The following is a 20,742-nucleotide window of genomic DNA, read 5'->3' on the forward strand; positions in this document are numbered from 1 at the left end:
AAGCTATTGACCGTTCACCTCTTCGCCGTAAAAGGAGACAGCGACCTTGGCGACGTCTTCGTCGTACTTGGCGTGCGTCGTTTTAATGAGCCGGTTAAAAACGCCGCTCGTTTCCCGCCGCAGCAAATCGAGCGCTTGCGCCGTAATGCCTCCGGGCACGGCGACTTTGGCCTGCACCTCTCCCGGCGACAGTCCGCCTTCCGTCAGCAGCCGGCCGGTCCCGCTGAGCATCGCTCCGGCAACTTTATAGGCGTCATCGCGCGGTATGCCGGTTTCTCGAACGGCGGCTTCGACGAATTGTTCCAGCAAATAGCACATGAAAGCGGGGCCGCAGCTGGACAGGTCCGATACGATCCGCGTATACGGTTCGTCGATTTGCAGCGGACTGCTGATGCGAGAGAGCAGCGATTCCAATCGCTCGCGATCCCCCGCTTCGATTCGCCCTCCGTAAATGCACAGCGTCGCACCGCTTAGGATGACATTCGTAACGCTGGGGATAACTTTGGCGATTTTGCATGGCAGTATTTCTTCCAGATGCGAGATGAGCACCGGGCTCGTGATGGAGACGACGAGCTGGTCTGGGCGGATGAACGGCAGCATATCGTCGACCGCTTTCTTAAACTCCAGCGGCTTCACGCACAGGAAAATCAGGTCGCTGTTGGCCGCTACGGCCGCATTGGCATGCACGGCTCTCAGTCCCGGGTACCGCTCGGCGAGCGCTTGCGCCTTCGCGTACGTCCGGTTGCTTACGGAAATTTGCGTTGGGCGAAGCGCCTTGGCTTTAAGAAATGCTTCGACGAGCAGGCTGCCCATCGTGCCCGTCCCGATAAATCCGACATTCATAATAGGCCCTCCAATCCGTCATTGCGGCGAATCGTCATTTCACAATCCTATTTGGCCGCGGACGTTGCTCTTTTACTGTATTCAGATAGACTTGGCACATATGTCACCGGCCGCAGCCATTTTTATCCAGTCCTCTTTCGTAGTGCCGAGGGAAATCGAATTTGTAATTTGCGAGAAGAAGGAGGGAATGGCGATGAAGGGATATCAAACCGCAGCTACTCGAAGAAGCACGATTCTTCCGGCGGTTCTGCTGCTGGCCTCGGCAGTGCTGTTCGGGGCAGCCGTATTTCTGCCGAAAGAAGCACAGCCAGCGGGGTGGACCGCTCTCAATGAGCCCGTTGCCGCGGCGTTGGCCGAAATGGAGGGCGGGCCGGCGGGCGGAGCGGCTGCTGATATTGCAGTCCGGAAGGATACGATATTGGAGGACGCTGGCCGTAGCAAGACGGAGCAGGCGGCCGTTTCCGCAGAGTCCGTTCAGTCCTCGTCGGAAAATATTGCGCAGACTGTTGTGCCTGTGGAGCCACAACCCCCAGCCGAGGCTGCGGCATCGGCTTCGCCCGGCGCTGAAGCCTATACGGACACGGGCAAGCTGGATATTAATAGAGCGACAGCCGAGCAGCTGGACGACTTGAAAGGGATTGGCCCGGCCAAGGCGAGGGCGATCGTTGAGGACCGCGAGCACAACGGCTTTTTTCGCTCGGCTGACGATCTGCGGCGCGTGAAAGGGATCGGACCGAAACTGATGGATGGATTGAAAGACAGCATTGTCGCAAAGCCCTAAATATGAGAGAATAATAGAGGACAAGGGAATCTCTGGCAGACCGACGGATTCGCGTCAACGCGATGGAAAGTCGAAGGCCGGCCCGGCGCTTCAGGCCGAGCGGGCAGTCGGCAGTTGGACGGACAGCCCGTTGTCCGGAGTGCGGTTAACGCCGCATACATTCTTGGCAATTAATATGGAAGAGGAGATGTTTTTAACTATGTCCCAATTTGATCAATCTAAGCTCTCTCTCGAAACGCTATCCGTCCACGGAGGCCAAGAAATTGACCCGACAACCCTTTCGCGTGCGGTTCCTATTTATCAGACGACTTCTTATGGTTTTCGGGATACCGAGCACGCGGCGAATCTGTTCTCGCTGCAGGAGTTCGGCAATATTTATACCCGTCTTATGAATCCGACAACGGATGTATTCGAGAAACGGATCGCTCTGCTGGAAGGTGCTCCGGCGGCACTCGCCGTCGCATCCGGCCAAGCGGCGATTACGTACTCGATTTTGAACATTGCGGGTGCAGGCGACGAGATCGTCTCCGCCTCCAGCTTGTACGGCGGCACTTACAACCTGTTCTCGACGACGTTGGCGAAGCTGGGCATCAAGGTTCATTTCGTCGATCCGACCGATCCGAACAACTTCCGCGCAGCCATTACGGACAAGACGAAAGCGCTCTATGCGGAAACAATCGGCAATCCGAGAGGCGACGTGCTCGACATTGAAGCGGTTGCGGCCATCGCACACGAGCATGGCATTCCGCTTATCGTCGACAGCACGTTTGCAAGCCCTTATCTGCTTCGTCCGATCGAGCATGGCGCGGATATCGTCGTTCATTCGGCAACGAAGTTCATCGGCGGCCACGGCACGTCGATCGGCGGCGTCATTGTCGACGGCGGTAAATTCGACTGGAAAGCTAGCGGCAAGTTCCCAGGCTTGACCGAGCCGGATCCAAGCTATCACGGCGTTGTTTATACGGATGCCGTTGGCCCGATTGCATACATCATTAAGGCACGTGTACAATTGCTTCGCGACATGGGAGCGGCTCTGTCGCCGTTCAACTCCTTCCAATTGCTGCAAGGATTGGAGACGCTTCATTTACGCTTGGAACGCCATAGCTCCAACGCTCTGGAAGTTGCGAAATACTTGGAAGCTCACGAGGCGGTGGAATGGGTTAACTATCCGGGTCTCGAAAGCCATGAGTCGTATAACCTGGCCAAAAAATATTTGCCGAAGGGCCAAGGCGCAATTTTGACCTTTGGCATTAAAGGCGGACTGGAAGCTGGCAAAAAGGTAATTAACTCCGTTCAGCTGTTCTCGCATCTTGCGAACGTAGGGGATTCGAAATCGCTCATTATTCATCCAGCGAGCACGACTCACCAGCAGCTTTCAGCGGAAGAGCAGGCGTCGGCCGGCGTAACGGCAGGCTTGATTCGCTTGTCGATCGGCACGGAAGGCATCGGCGACATTATTGCCGATCTGGAGCAAGCGATCCGCATCAGCCAACAGAACTAATCAAATACTAATTTCTATTAAATGGCGGAGGGACGTTCATCGGACCCTCCGCTTTGCAACTAAGAAAGGAAGTCGACAATGATGGCAACGACCCGCTCACATGACGCGGAACGCAAAGACTGGGATACGTATTTCATGGATATCGCCTACATGGTGTCGACCCGTTCCCGCTGCCCCCGCCGTCATGTCGGCTCGGTGCTAGTGCAGGGCAAGAAGCTTCTCGGCACAGCGTATAACGGAGCGCCGATGGGCGTGCAGGATTGCTCGGAAGCTGGCTGCATGATCGCAGAAGAATGGGAAGTCGTTCTTGTGGACGGCAAAGAAACGATGGTCAAGAAGCAGCGCTGCATTCGGACCATTCATGCCGAGCAGAACTTGCTGTTGTTTACCGATCGGGCCGACCGCGAAGGCTCGACGGTATACGTCACCGATCAGCCCTGCTGGACGTGCGCCAATATGCTGGCGAACAGCGGCGTGAAAGAAATCGTCTTCCACCGAGGCTATCCGAAGGATAGCGACAAGGTGACGAAGCTGATGGAGCAGAAAGGCATTGCTTTCCGGGGCTTGCATGATTACGAGCCGCCGCCGCAGGCGAGCATGAGCGTTATTTCATAAGAGTTTGCGTTCTATAAGAATGAGGAAGAACCTCCGATATGGCCGATTTTTCGGCTGCTGTCGGAGGTTTTTTTATGCCGCAAAACTGGGAAGGGGGAAACAAGATGCTTAACCGCAGGCCGATCGTATGGTTCGCAGTATGCTGGATAGCTGGCGGTGCCGCCGCAGGCGGCCTGAATACAGCTGGCCTTGTGTTAGCGGCCGGTTCTATCGTGCTGGCCGCGCTTGCGTTTGCAGCGTCTAGGCAGGCCAGCTGGCTTCTGGCAGCGGCTTGTCTCGCGGGCTTTGCCGCCTCAGCAGGGGAGCGGCTGTGGATGGATGCCCGCAATGCGACCGCGTTGACGGCATTGCCGGAGACTGCCGCAGCAGTTGAAAGAGCGGGCGTTGCTTACGAAGTCGAGGCGTACGGAATCATCGCGTCCGCGATCATGGTCGATGGCGATCGCGCGATATTTCGCATTAAGGCGAGCGCCGTGCAAGTGCACGGCGAAGCCGAACCCCGGCAGCTCGAGGAGCGTCTGCTCGTCCATGTCCGGCTGGAACAACAGCCGGATCAGGAAACTGCCGCAGCTTGGCGACGCGGCGACCGCATACGCATCGACGGCCGTCTGACGGAGCCGGCGGAGGCGTCCAATGACGGTGGTTTTGACTATCGCCGTTATTTGCGGAGTCAGCGAATACACTGGCTGTTCAAAGCGACAGGCGTGGGGGCCGTCGAGACTTCGCCCGGTTCGCCTTGGAGCGCGGCATCGCTGCTCGGCCGGGTTGACGATGCGCGCGACCTCCTCGGCTCCCGCTTTGACGAGCTGTACCCCGCCAGTCAATCGGGCTATATGAAAGGACTTGTCCTTGGCATACGAGAGGATTTGGATCCGGAGCAGTTCCAGCAATTTTCCCGGCTGGGACTGACGCATATTTTGGCGATTTCGGGGCTTCATGTCGCCGTATTTTTATACGTGCTCGGAGGCTTGCTCCGCTTGCTTCGCATGACCCGCGAGCGAATGCTGCTCGTGATGACGGCGGCAGTGCCCGCCTACGTGCTGCTTGCCGGCGCGTCGCCTTCGGTGTTAAGGGCCGGCTTAATGGCGATGCTCGGCCTTGTTGCAGCAAGGCTGGGAAAGCTGAAGGACGGCATGCATTTGCTAGCCGCTTCGGCTGTCCTTATGCTGATCTGGGAGCCCTATTACTTAAGCGACGTCAGCTTTCAGCTAAGTTATCTTGTAACGGCCGGCCTTATTATCGGCGTGCCGCCGCTGCGCAAAGCGATGCAGGATTGGCGTAAAGGGAGAGCCTTGCTCGACCTGATTTGCGTCACAGTAGCCGCTCAAGCGGCATCTTTTCCGGTAACGATTTATTACTTTAATCAGTTTCATTTGCTGTCGCTTCCAGCCAACCTGCTGCTTGTACCGTTTATTAGTTTTATTGTCATGCCGCTTGGAGCGGCCGGACTGGTGGTCGGCCCGTTGTGGCCGCTGGGCGGCAAGCTGCTTGCGGGCGCTGGAGCTTTTTCCAACCGTCTATCATTCGGACTAGTGGACAAGCTTGCCAGCGCTGACGGACTGCGTTCTATTTGGGCAACGCCGCCGCTTTGGTGGATTGCTGCTTGGTATGGCCTTTACATAGCAGCGGCTATGCTGCTGCGCAGACGGCCGGCAGCCGCGGCGCGCCCTGCAACTGATCATCAGGATGAGGAGGAGACTGCACCACTGCAGGATCTGGTCCCGGGGCAGAGAAACGCCGAAGCTTTTGGCGATGCGGCGCCAAAGCGGAGAGTCGCGGCACCGCTGTTGCTGGTTGCGGCTGCTGTCTTGCTGCTGGCATACGCCTATTATCCCGATGTATTCGATAGAAGCGGACGCGTTCAAGTAATTGACGTAGGCCAGGGAGACGCCATCCATATCCGCACGCCTTCCGGCAAGCACATTGTTGTGGACGGAGGAGGCACGATGCAGTTTCGTAAACCGGGAGAAGAGTGGAAGGAGAGATCCGATCCGTTCGAGGTTGGGCGGAAAGTTGTTGTTCCTTTGTTAATGAAGAGGGGCGTTCATGAAATTGATATGCTTGTCGTTACCCATTTGGATAGCGACCACATTCGGGGATTAAAGGCGTTGATCGAAACGATACCGGTGAAGCGGATCTGGTGGAACGGAACGTTGAAAAAGGCGGAGGACGCCGCTGAATTGTTCAAGCTTGCGGAAGATCGAGCGATCCCGCTCTACAAGGCCGAAGCCGGGCGTCAATGGAATCCGGATCGTCATACACGTGTCACGGTGCTGTGGCCTAAGGTGCTGGGAGAGGAAGAGTCTGGAGCAGGAAATGCGATGGGGGCCAAGGTCATTCCGATCGTTAAAGATCAGAACGAATCGAGTGTTGTGCTTCACTTGACGCTGCACGAGTCCTCTTTCCTATTAACAGGGGATATCAATTCCGATACGGAAGCGTCTATCATTCGGCTGTGGCAGCCCGAGACAGCGCCGCTAGACGGCTGCTGCGCCGGGGCCGACGTGCTTAAGGTCGCGCATCACGGCAGCCGATATTCGACCTCCGAGGCATGGCTTCGACGATGGCGTCCGTCGTCCGCTGTCGTATCGGTGGGGGCGACTAACAGCTACGGCCATCCGCATCCTGACGTGCTAAAGCGGCTTGAAACGGAGAGAATCGGCCTGCTGCGTACTGACCGGGATGGCGAAACAGCCTATAAAGCAACGGCGGACGGTCTGTTCGTCAAAACGGTGAAATCCGGACGTTGAACGATAAGGAAATGAACCTTTCGGCCTTGGCTGCCGGGGACTGACGGGAACTCCCTCTATACGGAGTTCTCTTTTTTTGATATTCTTTAATGTGGGATTTCCTCGTTCCGAGCGCGGCCAACGTGTCGATAACGCAAGCGATAACGGCCATTTAATCCCCGCTTAAAAAAATTAAGCGGATTTTTAAAACATAGATGCAACATTAACCGCAACCTGTTCGTCAAATAGGTTGCAAGAGAGGGGGAGCCTTCGTGGTAGAGCCTAGTCTCATTAGAGCGGCTCAGTCCGGAGATCGCGACGCTTTAATCACTCTATTGCGCGAGATTGAAACCCATGTTTATCGGACAGCCTATTATATATTGAATAACGAGCAGGATGCGATGGATGCGGCCCAAGAGGCGCTAATCCGGATCTATACGAAAATCGGCTCTTACGAAGAAAAGGCACAGTTTAAAACATGGATTCAAAGAATAGTAACGAATATCTGTATCGATAAATTCAGAAGAAGCAAGCCAACCGTTTCCATTGAAGAGCATGATATGGTGTTTCAGGAAAGGCAGAACGTTGAGGATGAAGTCATGTCGGCTTACGCCGCCAAAGACATTCGAAGCGCCATCGATAAGCTGCCGGAACATCATCGGGCCGTAGTCGTCCTTCGCTACTTGCAGGATTTTTCTTACAAGGAGATAGCCGATTCGCTTGACCTGCCTTTAAACACGGTCAAATCTTACCTATTCCGAGCTAGGCAACAGCTTCAAACGTTACTTCATGACTATCAGAAAGGTGGTGTCCGGGGATGAACTGCCAAGAGGTGATGGAACTTATGCAAAGGCAGCTTGACGGTGACCTCAGCGAGCAAGAACGGGAAACTTTGCTGGATCATACGAGGCAATGTCCGGACTGCGCTGCGATGTTTGAAAGGCTCAAGAGGTTGTCTGCCGAGCTCGAAAACTTGCCGAAAGTGATGCCTAGCTACAGTTTGGTCGATGCCATTCTGCCGCAGCTTGATCAGCTTGAGCCGATCCGCATGAACGATGCCGCGTCGGTGGAGACGGAAGCGGTGACGGAGTCGCGCTTAAGCCGATCCGCCCGCAAACGGCTGCCGTGGGCGAAGTGGAGCGGCGTCGCGGCCGCGGCCGTGGTGGCCGGTCTGTTCATCGTTTCGTACAACAGCGGTCTGTTCCAGTCCGCCAGCAAAGGCGATGCGGCGCTTAACAGCGCATCGGCTCCCGAGCAAAGCGTAGCAGACAGTGCATCTACAGCCGACAAAGAGCCGCGAGCGTTGTCCTTCCGATCGAGCAACGAAGTGAATGTGGAGTCGTTCAAGGAACAGAGACAGGAGCTCGTGACCGGCAAGTCGGAGAAAGTATCCGACAAACCGCCGGTTTCGGAAGGCGACCAGAAGAGCATTGCCGGGGGAGGTGCTGTAGCTCCTGCCAATGAATTTGGAGCAACCTCGAACGGTGGCGAGCCGGAAAAAGGGGAAGCGGATGCCGGAAGCGGCGATTCGCCGGCTCCGCTTGAAGCGTCGTCGCCAGATAACGGCTATGTAGCTAAAGCAGGCGCATATTCGGTGCGTATATACAAGCAGGGCGCAAGCAAGGCGGTATTCGAAACGAGCCGCAAAAACGGCCAGATCGCGGACCTGGCCTGGTCCGAGGACAGCAAGTCGCTAACTTACGCCATTCATCTGGAATCCGGCGGCATGGAACGCTACATCGTCGATCTAGAGACGCTGACAGAATCGAAGGGTTCGCCGGAATAATTGGATTCGGCGTGCGAAATGGTTATCTGCACACATTGCAGGTCGATTGCGTATAGTAAAGAATAGAGAGTCAGCGACGATGCCTTGACCGTCGTATGACCATTCGCAGGGCGGTACCATGGACCTGCCTGCCAATGTTTATATAGATGTTCAGGGACAAAGGGATGATGCCGTTAAAAGGCTCATCCCTTTGTTGCCGTTGCGGTCAAAGTTGAGTATGCTTGTAAGGAAAGCGGAAGGTGGCGAAAGGCATGGAAGCGCGGGAAGCGTTGAAAGAAATAAAGAGCGGAAAGTTCCGGCCGGCCTATGTCGTGTACGGCAAAGACCGCTATCGGATCGGCCAGTTCACAGACGCGCTGGCGAATGCGATGTTTAAGCCCGATGAACGCGAGCTTGGTATAGTTAAGTTTGATACGGCGGAAACGCCGCTTGAGGAAGCGACGCTGGAAGCCGAGACGCTTCCGTTCTTTGTGGAGCGAAAGCTCGTTATCGTACGCGATTCCGTCGTATTCGCGGCGGGAGGCAAAGAGGGCGGCAAGCTTGAACATAAAACGGACAGGCTTCAGCAATATCTCGATATTCCATCGGAAACGACAGTGCTGCTTTTTATCGTCGATGCGGAGAAGCTGGACGAGCGCCGCAAGCTGGTGAAGCTGCTCAAGGAGCGCGATGCGCTGCTCGCTTTTCCGGAATTGGATGCGGCGGAATTGAAGCGGTGGGTCGTCAAGCACGCGGAAGGGCAGAATCGAACGATGACTGCCGAAGCAGCAGATCTATTGCTCTCCAGAGTTGGAGCACATATGCAGCAGCTTGCAATCGAGGTGGACAAGCTATGCTTGCATGCCGGACCTGGCGGCTCGATTGGGGTCGAGGAAACGGAGATGCTCACGGCGTCTACGGTGGAGGAGGACGTCTTTGCGCTTGTCGACGCGATCGCCGAGCTAAAGGTCGACCGCGCTCTTCGTCTTTACCGCGCGCTGCTAATCAGGCGCGAAGAGCCGATTAAAATCGCGGCGCTTATTGCGAGGCAGCTGCGGATTATGCTGCAAATTAAAGAGCTGGAGCAGCATCGATATTCCCCGCAGCAGATGGCCGGGCAGCTAGGCCTGCATCCGTATGCAGTCAAGCTGGCGGCTGAGAAGTGCCGCAAGTTCGATGTTCGCCGGCTTGGGCGGCTGCTTTCGTCAATTGCCGAGCTCGATTACCGGATGAAGACGGGAGCGGTCGATAAAAGTCTCGGCTTGGAGCTTTATTTGCTCTCTCTCGGCCAGAAGCGGGAAGCATAGTCGCTCCGCAGATTATGAATGACGCAGGTGCAAACGACATTAAAAAACGGCTTCACATTCCGGCGTTAACCGGATGTGAAGCCGTTTTATTTAGCGGTTTAAGCTTGTGCCGAAAGGGCGTTCAGCCTTTTAGCAAGACGTGATTTTTTGCGGGCAGCCGCATTTTTATGAATCAGGCCTTTAGTAACCGCTTTGTCCAATTTTTTCGTTGCAGCGACGAGAGCGGCTTTAGCAGCATCTACATCAGTGCCAGCGATAGCTTGGTCAGCAGATTTAACAGCCGTACGAAGCGCGGATTTTTGGGAAGCGTTCAGAGCGCGGCGTTTCTCGCTCGTTTTCACGCGTTTGATTGCGGATTTAATGTTTGGCATCGAGTTTCACCTCCTACGTTGTTTGCAAAAAAGCAAACAATAGATACGCTGGTTTTTTTCTAAGTAACACAACTTAAAATATATTACCATGCGCTTGAACGAAAAGCAATAGCGTCGACTTCGCTTCCAAGGTATGAAATGCCGGAGCCTGCAAACAATAACTCCAGTAGGCATGTACCGGAAGGGAGACTGACTAATTTGAGCGAACTTGATTTGCAGCAATATAATGTGCGTACCGATCTTGCCCTCGAAGCGAAAGAAATGGCCGAAAGCGCTGGAGGCGGCGCCATTCCCGGCATTCAATCTTCGTCGACGGAAGACGACGGCATAACGATCACGCAGCTTCAAGTGCAAAACGAGCAAGGCTCGAAAGCGATCGGGAAAGTAATCGGCAATTATGTGACAATTGAAGTGCCTGCGCTGCGCAACCAGGATACCGGTCTGCAAGATCGGGTAGCGACCCATTTCGCTAAGCATTTCGAAGCTTTTCTGCAGCGCATCGGCGTAGGCAAGACGGCGAACGTGCTGATCGTCGGACTTGGCAACTGGAACGTGACGCCGGATGCGCTGGGACCGCTCGTCGTAGAAAATGTCATGGTTACCCGTCATTTCTTCGAGCTGATGCCGGATCAGGTCGCGCCGGGATACCGCGCCGTCAGCGCCGTTGCACCGGGGGTGCTTGGCATTACCGGCATTGAATCAAGCGAAATCGTGCGCGGTATTGCGGACCGGACGAAGCCGGACGTCATTATCGCGATTGACGCGCTGGCGTCGAAATCGTTGGAACGGGTCAATACGACGATTCAAATCGCCGATATCGGCATTCATCCGGGTTCCGGTATCGGCAATAAGCGCAAAGGTCTGACAAAGGATATATTAGGCGTTCCCGTCATTGCAATTGGCGTCCCCACAGTTGTCTATGCGTCGACGATCGTAAACAGCGCCTTTGACCTCATGCAAAGCCATATGAAGGCCAACAAGGCGGATAACGACCAAGTGTTCGGACTGATCAACAGCATGGATGAGAACGAGCGGCTGTTGCTTGTGAAAGAAGTGTTGAATCCGATCGGACATGATTTGCTCGTGACGCCGAAGGAAGTCGATCAATTTATCGAGGACATTGCCAATATCATCGCGAGCGGTTTGAACGCGGCGCTGCATGATGCGGTCGATACGGACAATGTGGCTGCATATACGCATTAAAGTCTTAGTTGAAAGAGCTTGTCTGCAGTCGGGTTTCGGCGATAGCGCCAGAATGCCGACGAGGCAAGCTTTTTTTCGTGAGCTGAACTGAACCCCATTCTCTAAAACTATTGAATGCTTTGAACCCCTCCCAGCTGAAATTGCTAGATTCGGTTCTATGAATCGATTCGGGCTCATAGATTAATAGCAGACAGATTCGTTTCAAATGGGAGGATGACCATGAAAAAAATAATGCTGATTGACATAGCCAAAGAAAGCATGCGCCTTCGCCGATTGCTCGTTAACGTCAGGACGTTCGCCATATTGTCCTTATGCTCGATGCTTTTGTTCGTCGCGATAGGCTTGGCCGGTATCGCTCATCGCGAATCGGCGAATACGCCAGTATCGTCAATGAAGGGCTTCGCAGCCGCCGTTTCAAGCGGCTTCTTTGGGGATATGCTAGAGATGGAGATGCCGAAGTTCGAGAGCGGGCATCCGTCGGAGCCAATCTCCGGCAAGCTGGCGAGCGCGTTTCTGCTGCGGCTGCTGACCGATATTAATCCGCAAGATCCTCGCAGTCTGTTGGCGGGTGAAATTCCAGGCATGGGGCTAAGCAAATCGACGCTCATTCGCAGTGGAGTCGGCACGGATACTTCCGCAGGGCCAGAGGATCACATGCCGTTGCCGCATGATCCACCGGCTGCGGAAACGGAGGGCGGCGAAGATCCCGACCCAGGCGGAGGTGATACGCCTATTCCAACGGACGAGCCTTCACAGCCGATCGACCCTGGTAAAGCGGAGAAGGAAGGCAAGGTCGTGTTTATCTACCATTCGCATAATCGGGAGTCTTGGTATCCGGAATTAGATTCGGATGCGAAGGACCCGAACTCCAAAACAAAAAATATAACGCTGGTCGGGGAAAAGCTGGCTGACCGCTTGAACGAGCTTGGCATCGGCGCAGCTCATTCCGACACCGATTATATGACAAGCGTACCGGGCTACAACTGGAATCTATCGTACAAATATTCGAAGAAAACAGTTCAGGAAGCGCTCGCGAGCAATAAAAAGCTGCAATACATTTTCGATATTCATCGCGATTCCAATACGAGAAAGCATACGACGGTTGATATAAACGGTAAAAGCTATGCGCAGGTTTATTTTATTATCGGACAAAAAAATCCGAATTGGCGCAAAAACGAGCAGTTCGCAACGCAGATTCATCAAGTGCTGGAGAAAGCTTATCCAGGCATCTCACGCGGCATCTGGGGTAAAACAGCGGCGAACGGCAATGGGGAATACAATCAGTCGCTTGCGCAGGACAGCGTACTGATCGAAGTAGGCGGCGTTGATAATACGCTGGAGGAGTCGTATCGGACGGTGAACGCGCTGGCGCAGGCGATCGCAGACGTTTACCAGGAAGCGGAGAAGGTATCCGCTCCATAAGCTTGCAGCCAGGTCGGCTGTTTATCGAAAGGAGGTTTTCGGAATGAAAAAAAACGCAATCAAATGGATGGTGCTTGGCGGCGTGCTCGTCTTTATTGTTCTATACGCGATGGAAATGTCGCAAACAGGCATTGAGCGGATTTACGGGCCGATCGAAGGGGGACGCCCGACTGCGGTTGCCGGGAACGGTTCTTTGGAGGAAGATTATACGGAGCCGGAAGCGGAACCGGCATACGGCAAAGGGGGCGCGCCGTTATCGGACGAAGCCGAGCGGAAAATTGCCCGATTGGAGAAAGAGCTGGCGGAGGTAAGGAAGCTGGCCGAGCTCAATTCGCAGAAGGAACGGTTGCCGGGCATTAAGACCGGGGACGGCAAACCGACCGTCAATAAACTGGCCGACGAAACGGCCGGTTTGCTGCAGTCGGTGTCGAGCGGCAGCATCAAATTTGTGGTCTCGCTGTTCGGATCGGTGGCGAATTAAGGCGGTTTCGAGTTGCGACGGCAATAAGCGGATTGCTGGCAACCTTACAAGCTGATATAATAATAAGAATATTGGATTGTGTGGGGGTTGTGCATGACAGACGTTCGTGACCGGCAAAAGAGAATAAGAAATTTTTCTATTATTGCGCATATTGACCACGGCAAGTCAACGCTTGCCGATCGTATTTTGGAATATACCGGCGCGCTCACCCAGCGTGAAATGCAGGAGCAGGTGCTGGACCAGATGGATCTGGAGAGAGAGCGGGGCATTACGATCAAGCTGCAGGCGGTTCGTCTCAGCTATAAAGCGGATGACGGCGAAACGTATCTGCTTAATTTGATCGATACGCCAGGACATGTCGATTTTACGTATGAAGTATCGCGAAGCATGGCCGCCTGCGAAGGCGCGCTGCTCGTCGTCGACGCTGCGCAAGGCATCGAGGCGCAGACGCTCGCAAACGTATACTTAGCTCTGGAGAGCAATCTTGAAATCTTGCCCGTTATTAACAAAATTGACTTGCCAAGCGCCGAGCCCGACCGGGTAAAGCAAGAGGTCGAGGACGTAATCGGCCTTGACGCCAGCGACGCGGTGCTTGCTTCGGCGAAAGCCGGCATTGGAATTAAAGAGATTTTGGAGCAGGTCGTGCAGAAAGTTCCGGCTCCGCAAGGCGATCCAGACGAGCCGCTGAAAGCGCTCATCTTCGACTCGCACTACGATCCGTACAAAGGCGTTATCGTCTACGTGCGGGTTATCGACGGCAGCATTCAAGCGGGTAAGAAGATCCGCTTTATGGCAACCGGAGCCGAATTTGAAGTTATCGAGGTTGGCGCATTCAAACCGCGCATGTCGATCGTCGATGAGCTATCCGTCGGGGATGTCGGCTTTATCGTAGCCGGCATTAAGAACGTGAAGGATACCCGTGTCGGCGATACGGTAACCGAAGCGAAACGTCCGGCGCCGGAAGCGCTGCCGGGCTATCGTAAAATCAACCCGATGGTTTATTGCGGCCTCTATCCGATCGATACGCAGGATTACAACGATTTGCGCGATGCGCTCGAGAAGCTCGAGTTGAACGACGCTTCGCTCCGTTACGAGCCGGAGACGTCGACTGCCCTCGGCTTCGGCTTCCGTTGCGGTTTTCTCGGCTTGCTTCACATGGAGATCATCCAGGAGCGGATCGAGCGGGAATTCAACATTCCGCTCATTACGACAGCGCCGAGCGTTATATATCGGGTAACGCTGACGGATGGAACTGTTATGGAAATTGACAATCCGTCCAACTATCCGGAAGCAGGCAAGCTGGAATTCGTTGAGGAGCCGTACGTGAAAGCGTCGGTAATCGTACCGAATGATTTCGTCGGAGCGATTATGGAGCTTTGCCAAGGCAAGCGCGGCGAGTTTGTGAACATGGAATATTTGGACACGAACCGTGTCACGCTCACCTACGAGATTCCGCTGTCGGAAATCGTCTACGACTTCTTCGACCAGCTGAAGTCGAGCACGAAAGGGTATGCGTCGTTCGATTACGAGCTTACGGGTTACCGTCGTTCTAACCTGGTGAAGATGGACATTATGCTGAACGGCGAGCAAGTCGACGCCCTGTCGGTTATCGTTCACCGCGACCGCGCCTACAACCGCGGACGTGTCATTTGCCAGAAGATGAGAGAACTGATTCCTCGTCAAATGTTCGAGGTTCCGATTCAAGCTTCGATCGGTACGAAGGTCATCGCACGCGAAACGGTAAAAGCGATGCGCAAAAACGTACTGGCGAAATGCTACGGGGGCGACATCTCCCGGAAGCGGAAGCTGCTCGACAAGCAGAAGGAAGGCAAGAAGCGGATGAAGCAGGTCGGCAGCGTCGAGGTGCCGCAAGAAGCTTTTATGGCGGTACTGAAAATCGACGAGGATTAATGCAAGCATACGAATCGGCAGGATGGCGGAGAGCGGCTCGTTCTCATCCATTCTGCCGATTTTTTGAAAAATAGAACGGCAGCCCTTTGAGCGGATGCCGAAAGAAGGAGGCCGAGTGGCATGACGGAAGCGAGAACGGCCGAACGGCAGCACGAGGAGAGAGTCCCTATGGCCGCGCCAAAAGCGCTGTACATTCATATTCCTTTTTGCACGAACAAATGCCATTATTGCGATTTCACCTCGTACGTGTTGAAGGGACAGCCGGTAGACGACTATTTGGATGCCCTTGAACGGGAGATGGAGTTGACCGTGAAGGAGCTGCCTCCAGAGCGGATCGACACCGTATTCGTTGGAGGCGGAACGCCGACGGTACTGACGCCGCCGCAGATGAAGCGGTTTTTGGAGTCGGTCAAACGTCATTTTCCTTTGGTGGACGATGTAGAATTTACGATGGAAGCAAATCCGGGCACGACCGATCCCGAGAAGCTCGCCGCGATGTTCGAAGGCGGAGTCAACCGGATCAGCTTCGGCGTTCAATCATTCAATAACGAGCTGCTGGAGCGGATTGGCCGGATTCACAACGTCGACGACGTGTATCGCAGTCTGGACAATGCGAGAGCTGCCGGCTTTACCAATCTGTCGATCGATTTGATGTTCGGGCTGCCGAAGCAAACGATCGAATCGCTTGAGGACAGTGTGGAAAAGGCGCTTGCGCTCGATCTTCCTCATTACTCCTTGTACAGCTTAAAGGTAGAGGAGAATACGCTTTTCCATAAGCTCTACCAGCGTGACGAGCTGCCTCTTCCTTCCGAAGACGAAGAGTACAGCATGTACGTTCATTTAATGGACCGATTGAAGGGCGCAGGGTATGGCCATTATGAGATTAGCAATTTTGCGAAGCCGGGCTACGAGGGTCGCCACAACTCCACATATTGGAGAAACGAGGCGTACTATGGCTTAGGTGCAGGCGCACACGGCTACGCGGGAAGAAAGCGTCATGTCAATGTGAAAGGCGTACAGCCTTACATCGATTACACGCATACGAAGCTGCCAAGGCTGGAGACGCATCATGTGTCCGAGCAGGAAGCGATAGAGGATTTTATGATGGTTGGCCTTCGCCTGCTGGAAGGCGTCCGTTCGTCGTCCTTCGCCGCGCAATTCCCGGGCACGACGCTCGAGGATAAGTTCGGCGATGTTTTGGACAAAATGCTCAAAGACGGTCTGCTCGAACGGATCGACACCGCGGACGGCGACACCGTCTACAAGCTTTCGGATCGCGGCGTATTGTTCGGAAACGACGTTTTCGGAGCGTTTATCGGTCTCGAAGAATAGCGAATTGAAAATCGTGAAAATTGCCTCTTGATAATTAATGCGTCTGGTTGTATATTTATTCAATAGATTTCGGTTACACCGGACGGAGGCGATAACGGCATGGGAGCGACAGATCAATTGCAAGCGGTTTGCAGATTGGCAACCGTGGAAGATGTGGACGTATTATTCGAATTAATTAAAGGCTATGCAGAGCAAGGGATCATGCTGCCCCGATCCCGGGAGGCGCTAAAGCGTCAAATCGATACCTTCGTTGTAGCCGAAGTCGGGGAGACGGTAGTCGGCTGCGGCGCGCTGACAAGGCTGGGTTCGGAACTGGTCGAGATTCGCTCGCTCGGTATGACGGACGGCTATAAAGGTCTCGGCATCGGAAGCAAGCTGGTTGATTTTCTGACCGCACAGGCTAAAGAGCAAGGGATACCGAAAATTATGGCATTAACGTACGCGGTGCCTTTCTTTCTGCGGAACGGCTTTGCCATTGTCGATAAAGAAATTTTTCCTGAAAAAGTTTGGACCGATTGCGTCAATTGCCCGAAGCAGCACGCATGCGATGAAGTTGCGGTTCTTAAAGTAATAATTTAAGGCTTCTATTGTATTGAATGTATTGGAGCGCTTATAGATGGCTTCAAAACCGCCTCGCCCGTTAGTCACAGGGAGGCGGTTTTTTACGTCTATGTTGTAAGTCGGGATTCTGAAATTGACGATGCGACTTGACAATCGAATATTGATTTTGGTATTTTTGTATTAATGATTAGCACTCGGCGTTAATGAGTGCTAACGAGCAAAGGAACGGCCATCATACAGGGGAGGGATTGACATGTTGACGGATCGCCAACGCATGATTCTGAATGCTATAGTAGATGATTACATCCGTTCTGCCGAGCCTGTCGGCTCACGAAGCATTTCGAAGCGCGGGGATGTCGGCTTCAGTCCCGCTACCATTCGCAACGAGATGGCGGATTTGGAGGAGCTTGGTTTTCTGGAGCAGCCGCACACGTCGGCTGGACGGATTCCTTCCACTAAAGGATACCGGTATTATGTCGATCATCTCGTCAAGCTTAACGAGGTGAACGAAAGCGACTTTACGAAAGTCCGTTCCTTCTTTAATGAAAAAATGAATCAAATGGAACAGGTTATTCAGCATGCGGCCATGATTATGTCCAACCTGACCAACTACACGTCGATTTTGCTCGGGCCGGAAATGTTTAGCACTTCGCTAAAGCATTTCAACCTGATTCCGCTTGATCAAACATCTGCCGTAGCGATCATTGTGACCAATACGGGCCATGTCGAAAACCGAACGGTACAAATTCCGAGCGGAGTCAGCATGGAAGAATTGGAGAAGGTTGTACGCATTCTGAATACGAAGCTGGTCGGCATTCCGCTCGTCCGATTGAAGGCAAAGCTGTACGCCGAAGTCGGCCAGGAGCTGGAACGATACGTCGATCATTGCGAGGAAGTATTGGGTGTGCTGGACAAGGCGCTGCAAAGCGACGACGAGCATCGCATTTTCCTGAGCGGGACGACGAATATGCTTACGCAGCCGGAATTTAAAGACGTCGATAAGGTGAAGACGATTCTTGATTTGCTGGATGAGACGCCTGCCATCATGAAAATGTTTTCCGCTTTGCCGTCGGGTATACAAGTGCGTATCGGGACAGAAAATGACCATGAGGCAATAGCGAATTGCAGCCTGATTACCGCCACGTATGCGATAGACGGACAATCGGTGGGGACAATCGGAATCTTGGGACCAACGCGAATGGAATACGGCAAAGTAATTAGCCTAATCGATCTTATTTCGAAGGATATGACGTCGATGTTCAGCCGTTGGTACAAATAAGCAAGCCGAGCGGACGATAGCCGGGAGGAACTCGGGTCAAGGAGGTGAACAGGATGAGCAACGAACATAATGAGATTAAGGAAGAAGCGGTTGATCTGGAGCAAGAACAGGAGACCGTGCAAGAGGAGCAGGCTCAAGCCGAACCGCGTTTGGAGGAACTTGAGAAGCTTGCCGAAGAGAACCAGCAGCGATACTTACGTGCGCAAGCAGACTTCGATAATTTCCGTCGCCGTACGATGAAGGAAAAGGAAGAGCTGGCTCAATACGCTTCTATGAAATTAATCGGGCAATTGCTGCCCGTTGTCGATAATTTCGAACGCGCCGTTGCTGCGGCTTCCGCCGCCGGCGATTACGATTCGCTTGTGAAAGGTGTGGACATGATTTTCCGCCAATTGGACCAAACCCTTCAGCAAGAAGGATTGAAGGTGATGGAAACAGTAGGCGAGCCGTTCAATCCCGAATATCATCAGGCGATTATGACGGTTGAATCCGAAGAGCATGCGGAAGGCATTATCGTTGAGGAAGTACAGAAGGGCTATATATTGAAAGAGAAAGTGCTGCGACCGGCAATGGTTAAAGTAAGCGGATAAGTTTCGTAAAGACATTGAACCATCGCTTATAGCAGCATTATATAATGACGAAGAATGATTAGGAGGATATGACGATGAGTAAAGTAATTGGTATTGACCTTGGTACCACCAACTCCTGCGTAGCCGTTATGGAAGGCGGCGAAGCAGTTGTAATTCCGAATCCGGAAGGCAACCGCACGACGGCGTCCGTAGTCGGCTTCAAGAAAGACGGTGAGCGGATTGTCGGCGAAACGGCGAAACGCCAAGCGATCACGAACCCGGACCGCACCGTTATTTCGATTAAACGGCATATGGGCACGAATCATAAAGAAAACATCGACGGCAAAGAGTTTACGCCGCAAGAAATTTCCGCAATCATTTTGCAAAAGCTGAAATCCGACGCCGAAGCATACCTTGGCCAATCTGTCACGCAAGCGGTTATTACCGTTCCAGCGTATTTCAACGACAGCCAGCGCCAAGCAACGAAAGACGCAGGCAAAATCGCCGGTCTCGAAGTGCTTCGTATCGTCAACGAGCCGACAGCGGCAGCTCTTGCTTACGGCCTTGAGAAAAACGAAGATCAAACGATTCTCGTATACGACCTTGGCGGCGGTACGTTCGACGTATCGATTCTTGAGCTTGGCGACGGCTTCTTCGAAGTAAAAGCGACAAGCGGCGACAACCAACTGGGCGGCGACGACTTTGACCAAGTCATCATTGATCATCTCGTAGCTGAATTCAAAAAAGAGCAAGGCGTTGACCTTTCCAAAGATAAAGCGGCTGTGCAACGTCTTAAGGATGCTGCCGAGAAAGCGAAAAAAGAACTGTCCGGCGTTATGACGACGACGATTTCGCTGCCGTTCATTACGATGGTAGACGGCGTGCCTCAGCATTTGGAGACAAACCTGACTCGCGCTAAATTCGAAGAAATTTCCGCAAACCTTGTAGAGCGTACGCTTGGTCCAGTGCGTCAAGCACTGAGCGACTCCGGCCTGTCTGCAAGCGAGCTGGACAGAATCGTACTTGTCGGCGGTTCGACTCGTATTCCTGCCGTGCAGGAAGCGGTTAAGAAGCTGACTGGCAAAGAACCGCACAAAGGCGTTAACCCTGACGAAGTCGTTGCCCTCGGCGCAGCGGTGCAAGCGGGCGTTCTGACTGGCGACGTTAAAGATGTTGTATTACTTGACGTAACGCCATTGTCGCTCGGCATCGAGACGGCTGGCGGCGTGTTTACGAAAATGATCGACCGCAACACGACGATTCCGACGAGCAAATCGCAAGTGTTCTCCACTTACGCCGATAACCAGCCGGGCGTTGAAATTCACGTCCTGCAAGGCGAGCGCCAAATGGCTAACGGCAACAAAACGCTTGGCCGTTTCACGCTGAGTGACATTCCGCCTGCGCCTCGCGGCGTGCCGCAAATTGAAGTTACGTTCGATATCGACGCGAACGGCATCGTAAACGTATCGGCTCTTGATAAAGGAACAGGCAAAAGCCAAAAAATTACGATTACGTCTTCGGGCGGCTTGAGCGACGCTGATATCGAGCAAATGATGAAGGACGCCGAGCTGAACGCGGAAGATGATCGTAAACGCCGCGAACTGGTAGAAGCGAAAAACGCGGGCGACCAGCTCGTATACACGACTGAAAAAACGCTGAAAGATTTGGGCGACAAAGTCGACGCATCCGAGATCGAAAAAGCGAATGCCGCGAAAGAAAAAGTAACGGCTGCACTCGCGACCGAAAACTTGGAAGAAATCAACGCAGCGGTTGAAGAGCTGACGCAAATCGTGCAGGCGCTGAGCGTGAAGCTGTACGAGCAAGCGCAAGGTCAACCGGGTGCTGAAGGCGCGCAAGCTGCCGACGGCGCAGGCAGCGGTGCCGGTGCGAAAGGCAAAGACAACGTTGTGGACGCCGACTACGAAGTCGTTGACGACAACAAATAATAGTTCGCGCGTATAAGGGTGTTATCCAATAAAGCTCTTATGACAAGGGTCAAAGACAGGGCAGCCTGTCTTTGGCCTTGTCGCGCACTTATAGCATAAGATGGAGCATGGGCGGAGGTGAGAAAC

At 53.6% G+C, this 20,742-nt stretch carries 18 protein-coding genes; 16 read left to right on the forward strand and 2 right to left on the reverse strand.

Annotation, left to right across the window (positions count from 1 at the left end):
- Positions 1-3: 3 nt before the first annotated feature.
- Positions 4-843, reverse strand: coding sequence for a late competence protein ComER (gene comER, locus ACFVTB_RS11300; protein WP_387748507.1), 840 nt, complete (start codon positions 841-843; stop codon positions 4-6).
- 193 nt (positions 844-1,036) lie between these two features.
- Here comER and ACFVTB_RS11305 point away from each other — a divergent pair, with 193 nt between their 5' ends.
- The 7 genes from ACFVTB_RS11305 (at position 1,037) to holA (ending at position 9,541) form a co-directional block, all read left to right on the forward strand.
- Positions 1,037-1,624, forward strand: coding sequence for a ComEA family DNA-binding protein (locus tag ACFVTB_RS11305; RefSeq protein ID WP_387748509.1), 588 nt, complete (start codon positions 1,037-1,039; stop codon positions 1,622-1,624).
- A 199-nt stretch (positions 1,625-1,823) separates the two neighbouring features.
- Complete coding sequence (locus ACFVTB_RS11310) at positions 1,824-3,125, forward strand: homocysteine synthase (protein ID WP_387748511.1); 1,302 nt, start codon at positions 1,824-1,826, stop codon at positions 3,123-3,125.
- 81 nt (positions 3,126-3,206) lie between these two features.
- Positions 3,207-3,740 (forward strand): deoxycytidylate deaminase, encoded by a 534-nt coding sequence (locus ACFVTB_RS11315; RefSeq protein WP_387748605.1) that lies wholly within the window; start codon positions 3,207-3,209, stop codon positions 3,738-3,740.
- 104 nt (positions 3,741-3,844) lie between these two features.
- Complete coding sequence (locus tag ACFVTB_RS11320; protein WP_387748513.1) at positions 3,845-6,490, forward strand: ComEC/Rec2 family competence protein; 2,646 nt, start codon at positions 3,845-3,847, stop codon at positions 6,488-6,490.
- A gap of 251 nt (positions 6,491-6,741) precedes the next feature.
- The gene (locus ACFVTB_RS11325; RefSeq protein ID WP_387748515.1) at positions 6,742-7,290 is read left to right on the forward strand and encodes an RNA polymerase sigma factor; all 549 of its coding nucleotides are present in this window, start codon (positions 6,742-6,744) and stop codon (positions 7,288-7,290) included.
- A complete protein-coding gene (locus ACFVTB_RS11330; RefSeq protein WP_387748517.1) occupies positions 7,287-8,255 on the forward strand; it encodes an anti-sigma factor family protein in 969 nt (322 codons plus the stop codon). Before ACFVTB_RS11325 ends, ACFVTB_RS11330 begins: the two co-directional genes overlap by 4 nt.
- A 239-nt stretch (positions 8,256-8,494) precedes the next feature.
- The gene (gene holA / locus ACFVTB_RS11335) at positions 8,495-9,541 is read left to right on the forward strand and encodes a DNA polymerase III subunit delta (protein ID WP_387748519.1); all 1,047 of its coding nucleotides are present in this window, start codon (positions 8,495-8,497) and stop codon (positions 9,539-9,541) included.
- 98 nt (positions 9,542-9,639) lie between these two features.
- Here the strand turns inward: holA and rpsT are convergent, their stop codons facing one another.
- Positions 9,640-9,912, reverse strand: coding sequence for a 30S ribosomal protein S20 (gene rpsT, locus ACFVTB_RS11340; protein WP_387748521.1), 273 nt, complete (start codon positions 9,910-9,912; stop codon positions 9,640-9,642).
- A gap of 261 nt (positions 9,913-10,173) precedes the next feature.
- On the opposite strand from rpsT, the gene gpr reads away from it, so the two are divergent.
- From gpr to dnaK, 9 genes are all read left to right on the forward strand, one after another.
- Complete coding sequence (gene gpr, locus ACFVTB_RS11345; protein WP_387748607.1) at positions 10,174-11,115, forward strand: GPR endopeptidase; 942 nt, start codon at positions 10,174-10,176, stop codon at positions 11,113-11,115.
- A gap of 219 nt (positions 11,116-11,334) precedes the next feature.
- Positions 11,335-12,537 carry a stage II sporulation protein P gene (spoIIP, locus tag ACFVTB_RS11350; RefSeq protein ID WP_387748523.1) on the forward strand — a complete coding sequence of 401 codons (1,203 nt, stop codon included), beginning with the start codon at positions 11,335-11,337 and terminating at the stop codon, positions 12,535-12,537.
- Positions 12,538-12,580: 43 nt separating this feature from the next.
- A complete protein-coding gene (locus ACFVTB_RS11355; protein WP_387748525.1) occupies positions 12,581-13,018 on the forward strand; it encodes a hypothetical protein in 438 nt (145 codons plus the stop codon).
- Between the two features lie 93 nt (positions 13,019-13,111).
- Entirely contained in the window at positions 13,112-14,929 is a 1,818-nt protein-coding gene (gene lepA / locus ACFVTB_RS11360; RefSeq protein ID WP_387748527.1) for a translation elongation factor 4, read from the forward strand.
- A gap of 120 nt (positions 14,930-15,049) precedes the next feature.
- A complete protein-coding gene (gene hemW / locus ACFVTB_RS11365; protein ID WP_387748529.1) occupies positions 15,050-16,261 on the forward strand; it encodes a radical SAM family heme chaperone HemW in 1,212 nt (403 codons plus the stop codon).
- A 99-nt stretch (positions 16,262-16,360) separates the two neighbouring features.
- Positions 16,361-16,840 carry an N-acetyltransferase gene (locus tag ACFVTB_RS11370; RefSeq protein ID WP_387748531.1) on the forward strand — a complete coding sequence of 160 codons (480 nt, stop codon included), beginning with the start codon at positions 16,361-16,363 and terminating at the stop codon, positions 16,838-16,840.
- Positions 16,841-17,075: 235 nt separating this feature from the next.
- A complete protein-coding gene (gene hrcA, locus ACFVTB_RS11375) occupies positions 17,076-18,101 on the forward strand; it encodes a heat-inducible transcriptional repressor HrcA (protein ID WP_387748533.1) in 1,026 nt (341 codons plus the stop codon).
- A gap of 53 nt (positions 18,102-18,154) precedes the next feature.
- Positions 18,155-18,691 (forward strand): nucleotide exchange factor GrpE, encoded by a 537-nt coding sequence (gene grpE / locus ACFVTB_RS11380; RefSeq protein WP_387748535.1) that lies wholly within the window; start codon positions 18,155-18,157, stop codon positions 18,689-18,691.
- 74 nt (positions 18,692-18,765) lie between these two features.
- Complete coding sequence (gene dnaK, locus ACFVTB_RS11385; protein WP_387748537.1) at positions 18,766-20,616, forward strand: molecular chaperone DnaK; 1,851 nt, start codon at positions 18,766-18,768, stop codon at positions 20,614-20,616.
- Positions 20,617-20,742 lie beyond the last annotated feature (126 nt).

Origin of the sequence: Paenibacillus sp. NPDC058071 (assembly GCF_042885235.1) — a bacterium.
In the GTDB taxonomy this organism is placed as follows: Bacteria; Bacillota; Bacilli; order Paenibacillales; family Paenibacillaceae; genus Pristimantibacillus.

Bases quoted from the DNA above. Each gene is read 5' to 3' on its own strand.
- grpE (WP_387748535.1), top strand. From the start codon at position 18,155: ATGAGCAACGAACATAATGAGATTAAGGAAGAAGCGGTTGATCTGGAG.
- rpsT (WP_387748521.1), bottom strand. From the start codon at position 9,912: ATGCCAAACATTAAATCCGCAATCAAACGCGTGAAAACGAGCGAGAAA.
- ACFVTB_RS11330 (WP_387748517.1), top strand. From the start codon at position 7,287: ATGAACTGCCAAGAGGTGATGGAACTTATGCAAAGGCAGCTTGACGGT.
- gpr (WP_387748607.1), top strand. From the start codon at position 10,174: ATGGCCGAAAGCGCTGGAGGCGGCGCCATTCCCGGCATTCAATCTTCG.
- ACFVTB_RS11370 (WP_387748531.1), top strand. From the start codon at position 16,361: ATGGGAGCGACAGATCAATTGCAAGCGGTTTGCAGATTGGCAACCGTG.
- ACFVTB_RS11320 (WP_387748513.1), top strand. From the start codon at position 3,845: ATGCTTAACCGCAGGCCGATCGTATGGTTCGCAGTATGCTGGATAGCT.
- spoIIP (WP_387748523.1), top strand. From the start codon at position 11,335: ATGAAAAAAATAATGCTGATTGACATAGCCAAAGAAAGCATGCGCCTT.
- ACFVTB_RS11315 (WP_387748605.1), top strand. From the start codon at position 3,207: ATGGCAACGACCCGCTCACATGACGCGGAACGCAAAGACTGGGATACG.
- ACFVTB_RS11305 (WP_387748509.1), top strand. From the start codon at position 1,037: ATGAAGGGATATCAAACCGCAGCTACTCGAAGAAGCACGATTCTTCCG.
- dnaK (WP_387748537.1), top strand. From the start codon at position 18,766: ATGAGTAAAGTAATTGGTATTGACCTTGGTACCACCAACTCCTGCGTA.
- comER (WP_387748507.1), bottom strand. From the start codon at position 843: ATGAATGTCGGATTTATCGGGACGGGCACGATGGGCAGCCTGCTCGTC.
- hemW (WP_387748529.1), top strand. From the start codon at position 15,050: ATGACGGAAGCGAGAACGGCCGAACGGCAGCACGAGGAGAGAGTCCCT.
- ACFVTB_RS11355 (WP_387748525.1), top strand. From the start codon at position 12,581: ATGAAAAAAAACGCAATCAAATGGATGGTGCTTGGCGGCGTGCTCGTC.
- hrcA (WP_387748533.1), top strand. From the start codon at position 17,076: ATGTTGACGGATCGCCAACGCATGATTCTGAATGCTATAGTAGATGAT.
- lepA (WP_387748527.1), top strand. From the start codon at position 13,112: ATGACAGACGTTCGTGACCGGCAAAAGAGAATAAGAAATTTTTCTATT.
- ACFVTB_RS11310 (WP_387748511.1), top strand. From the start codon at position 1,824: ATGTCCCAATTTGATCAATCTAAGCTCTCTCTCGAAACGCTATCCGTC.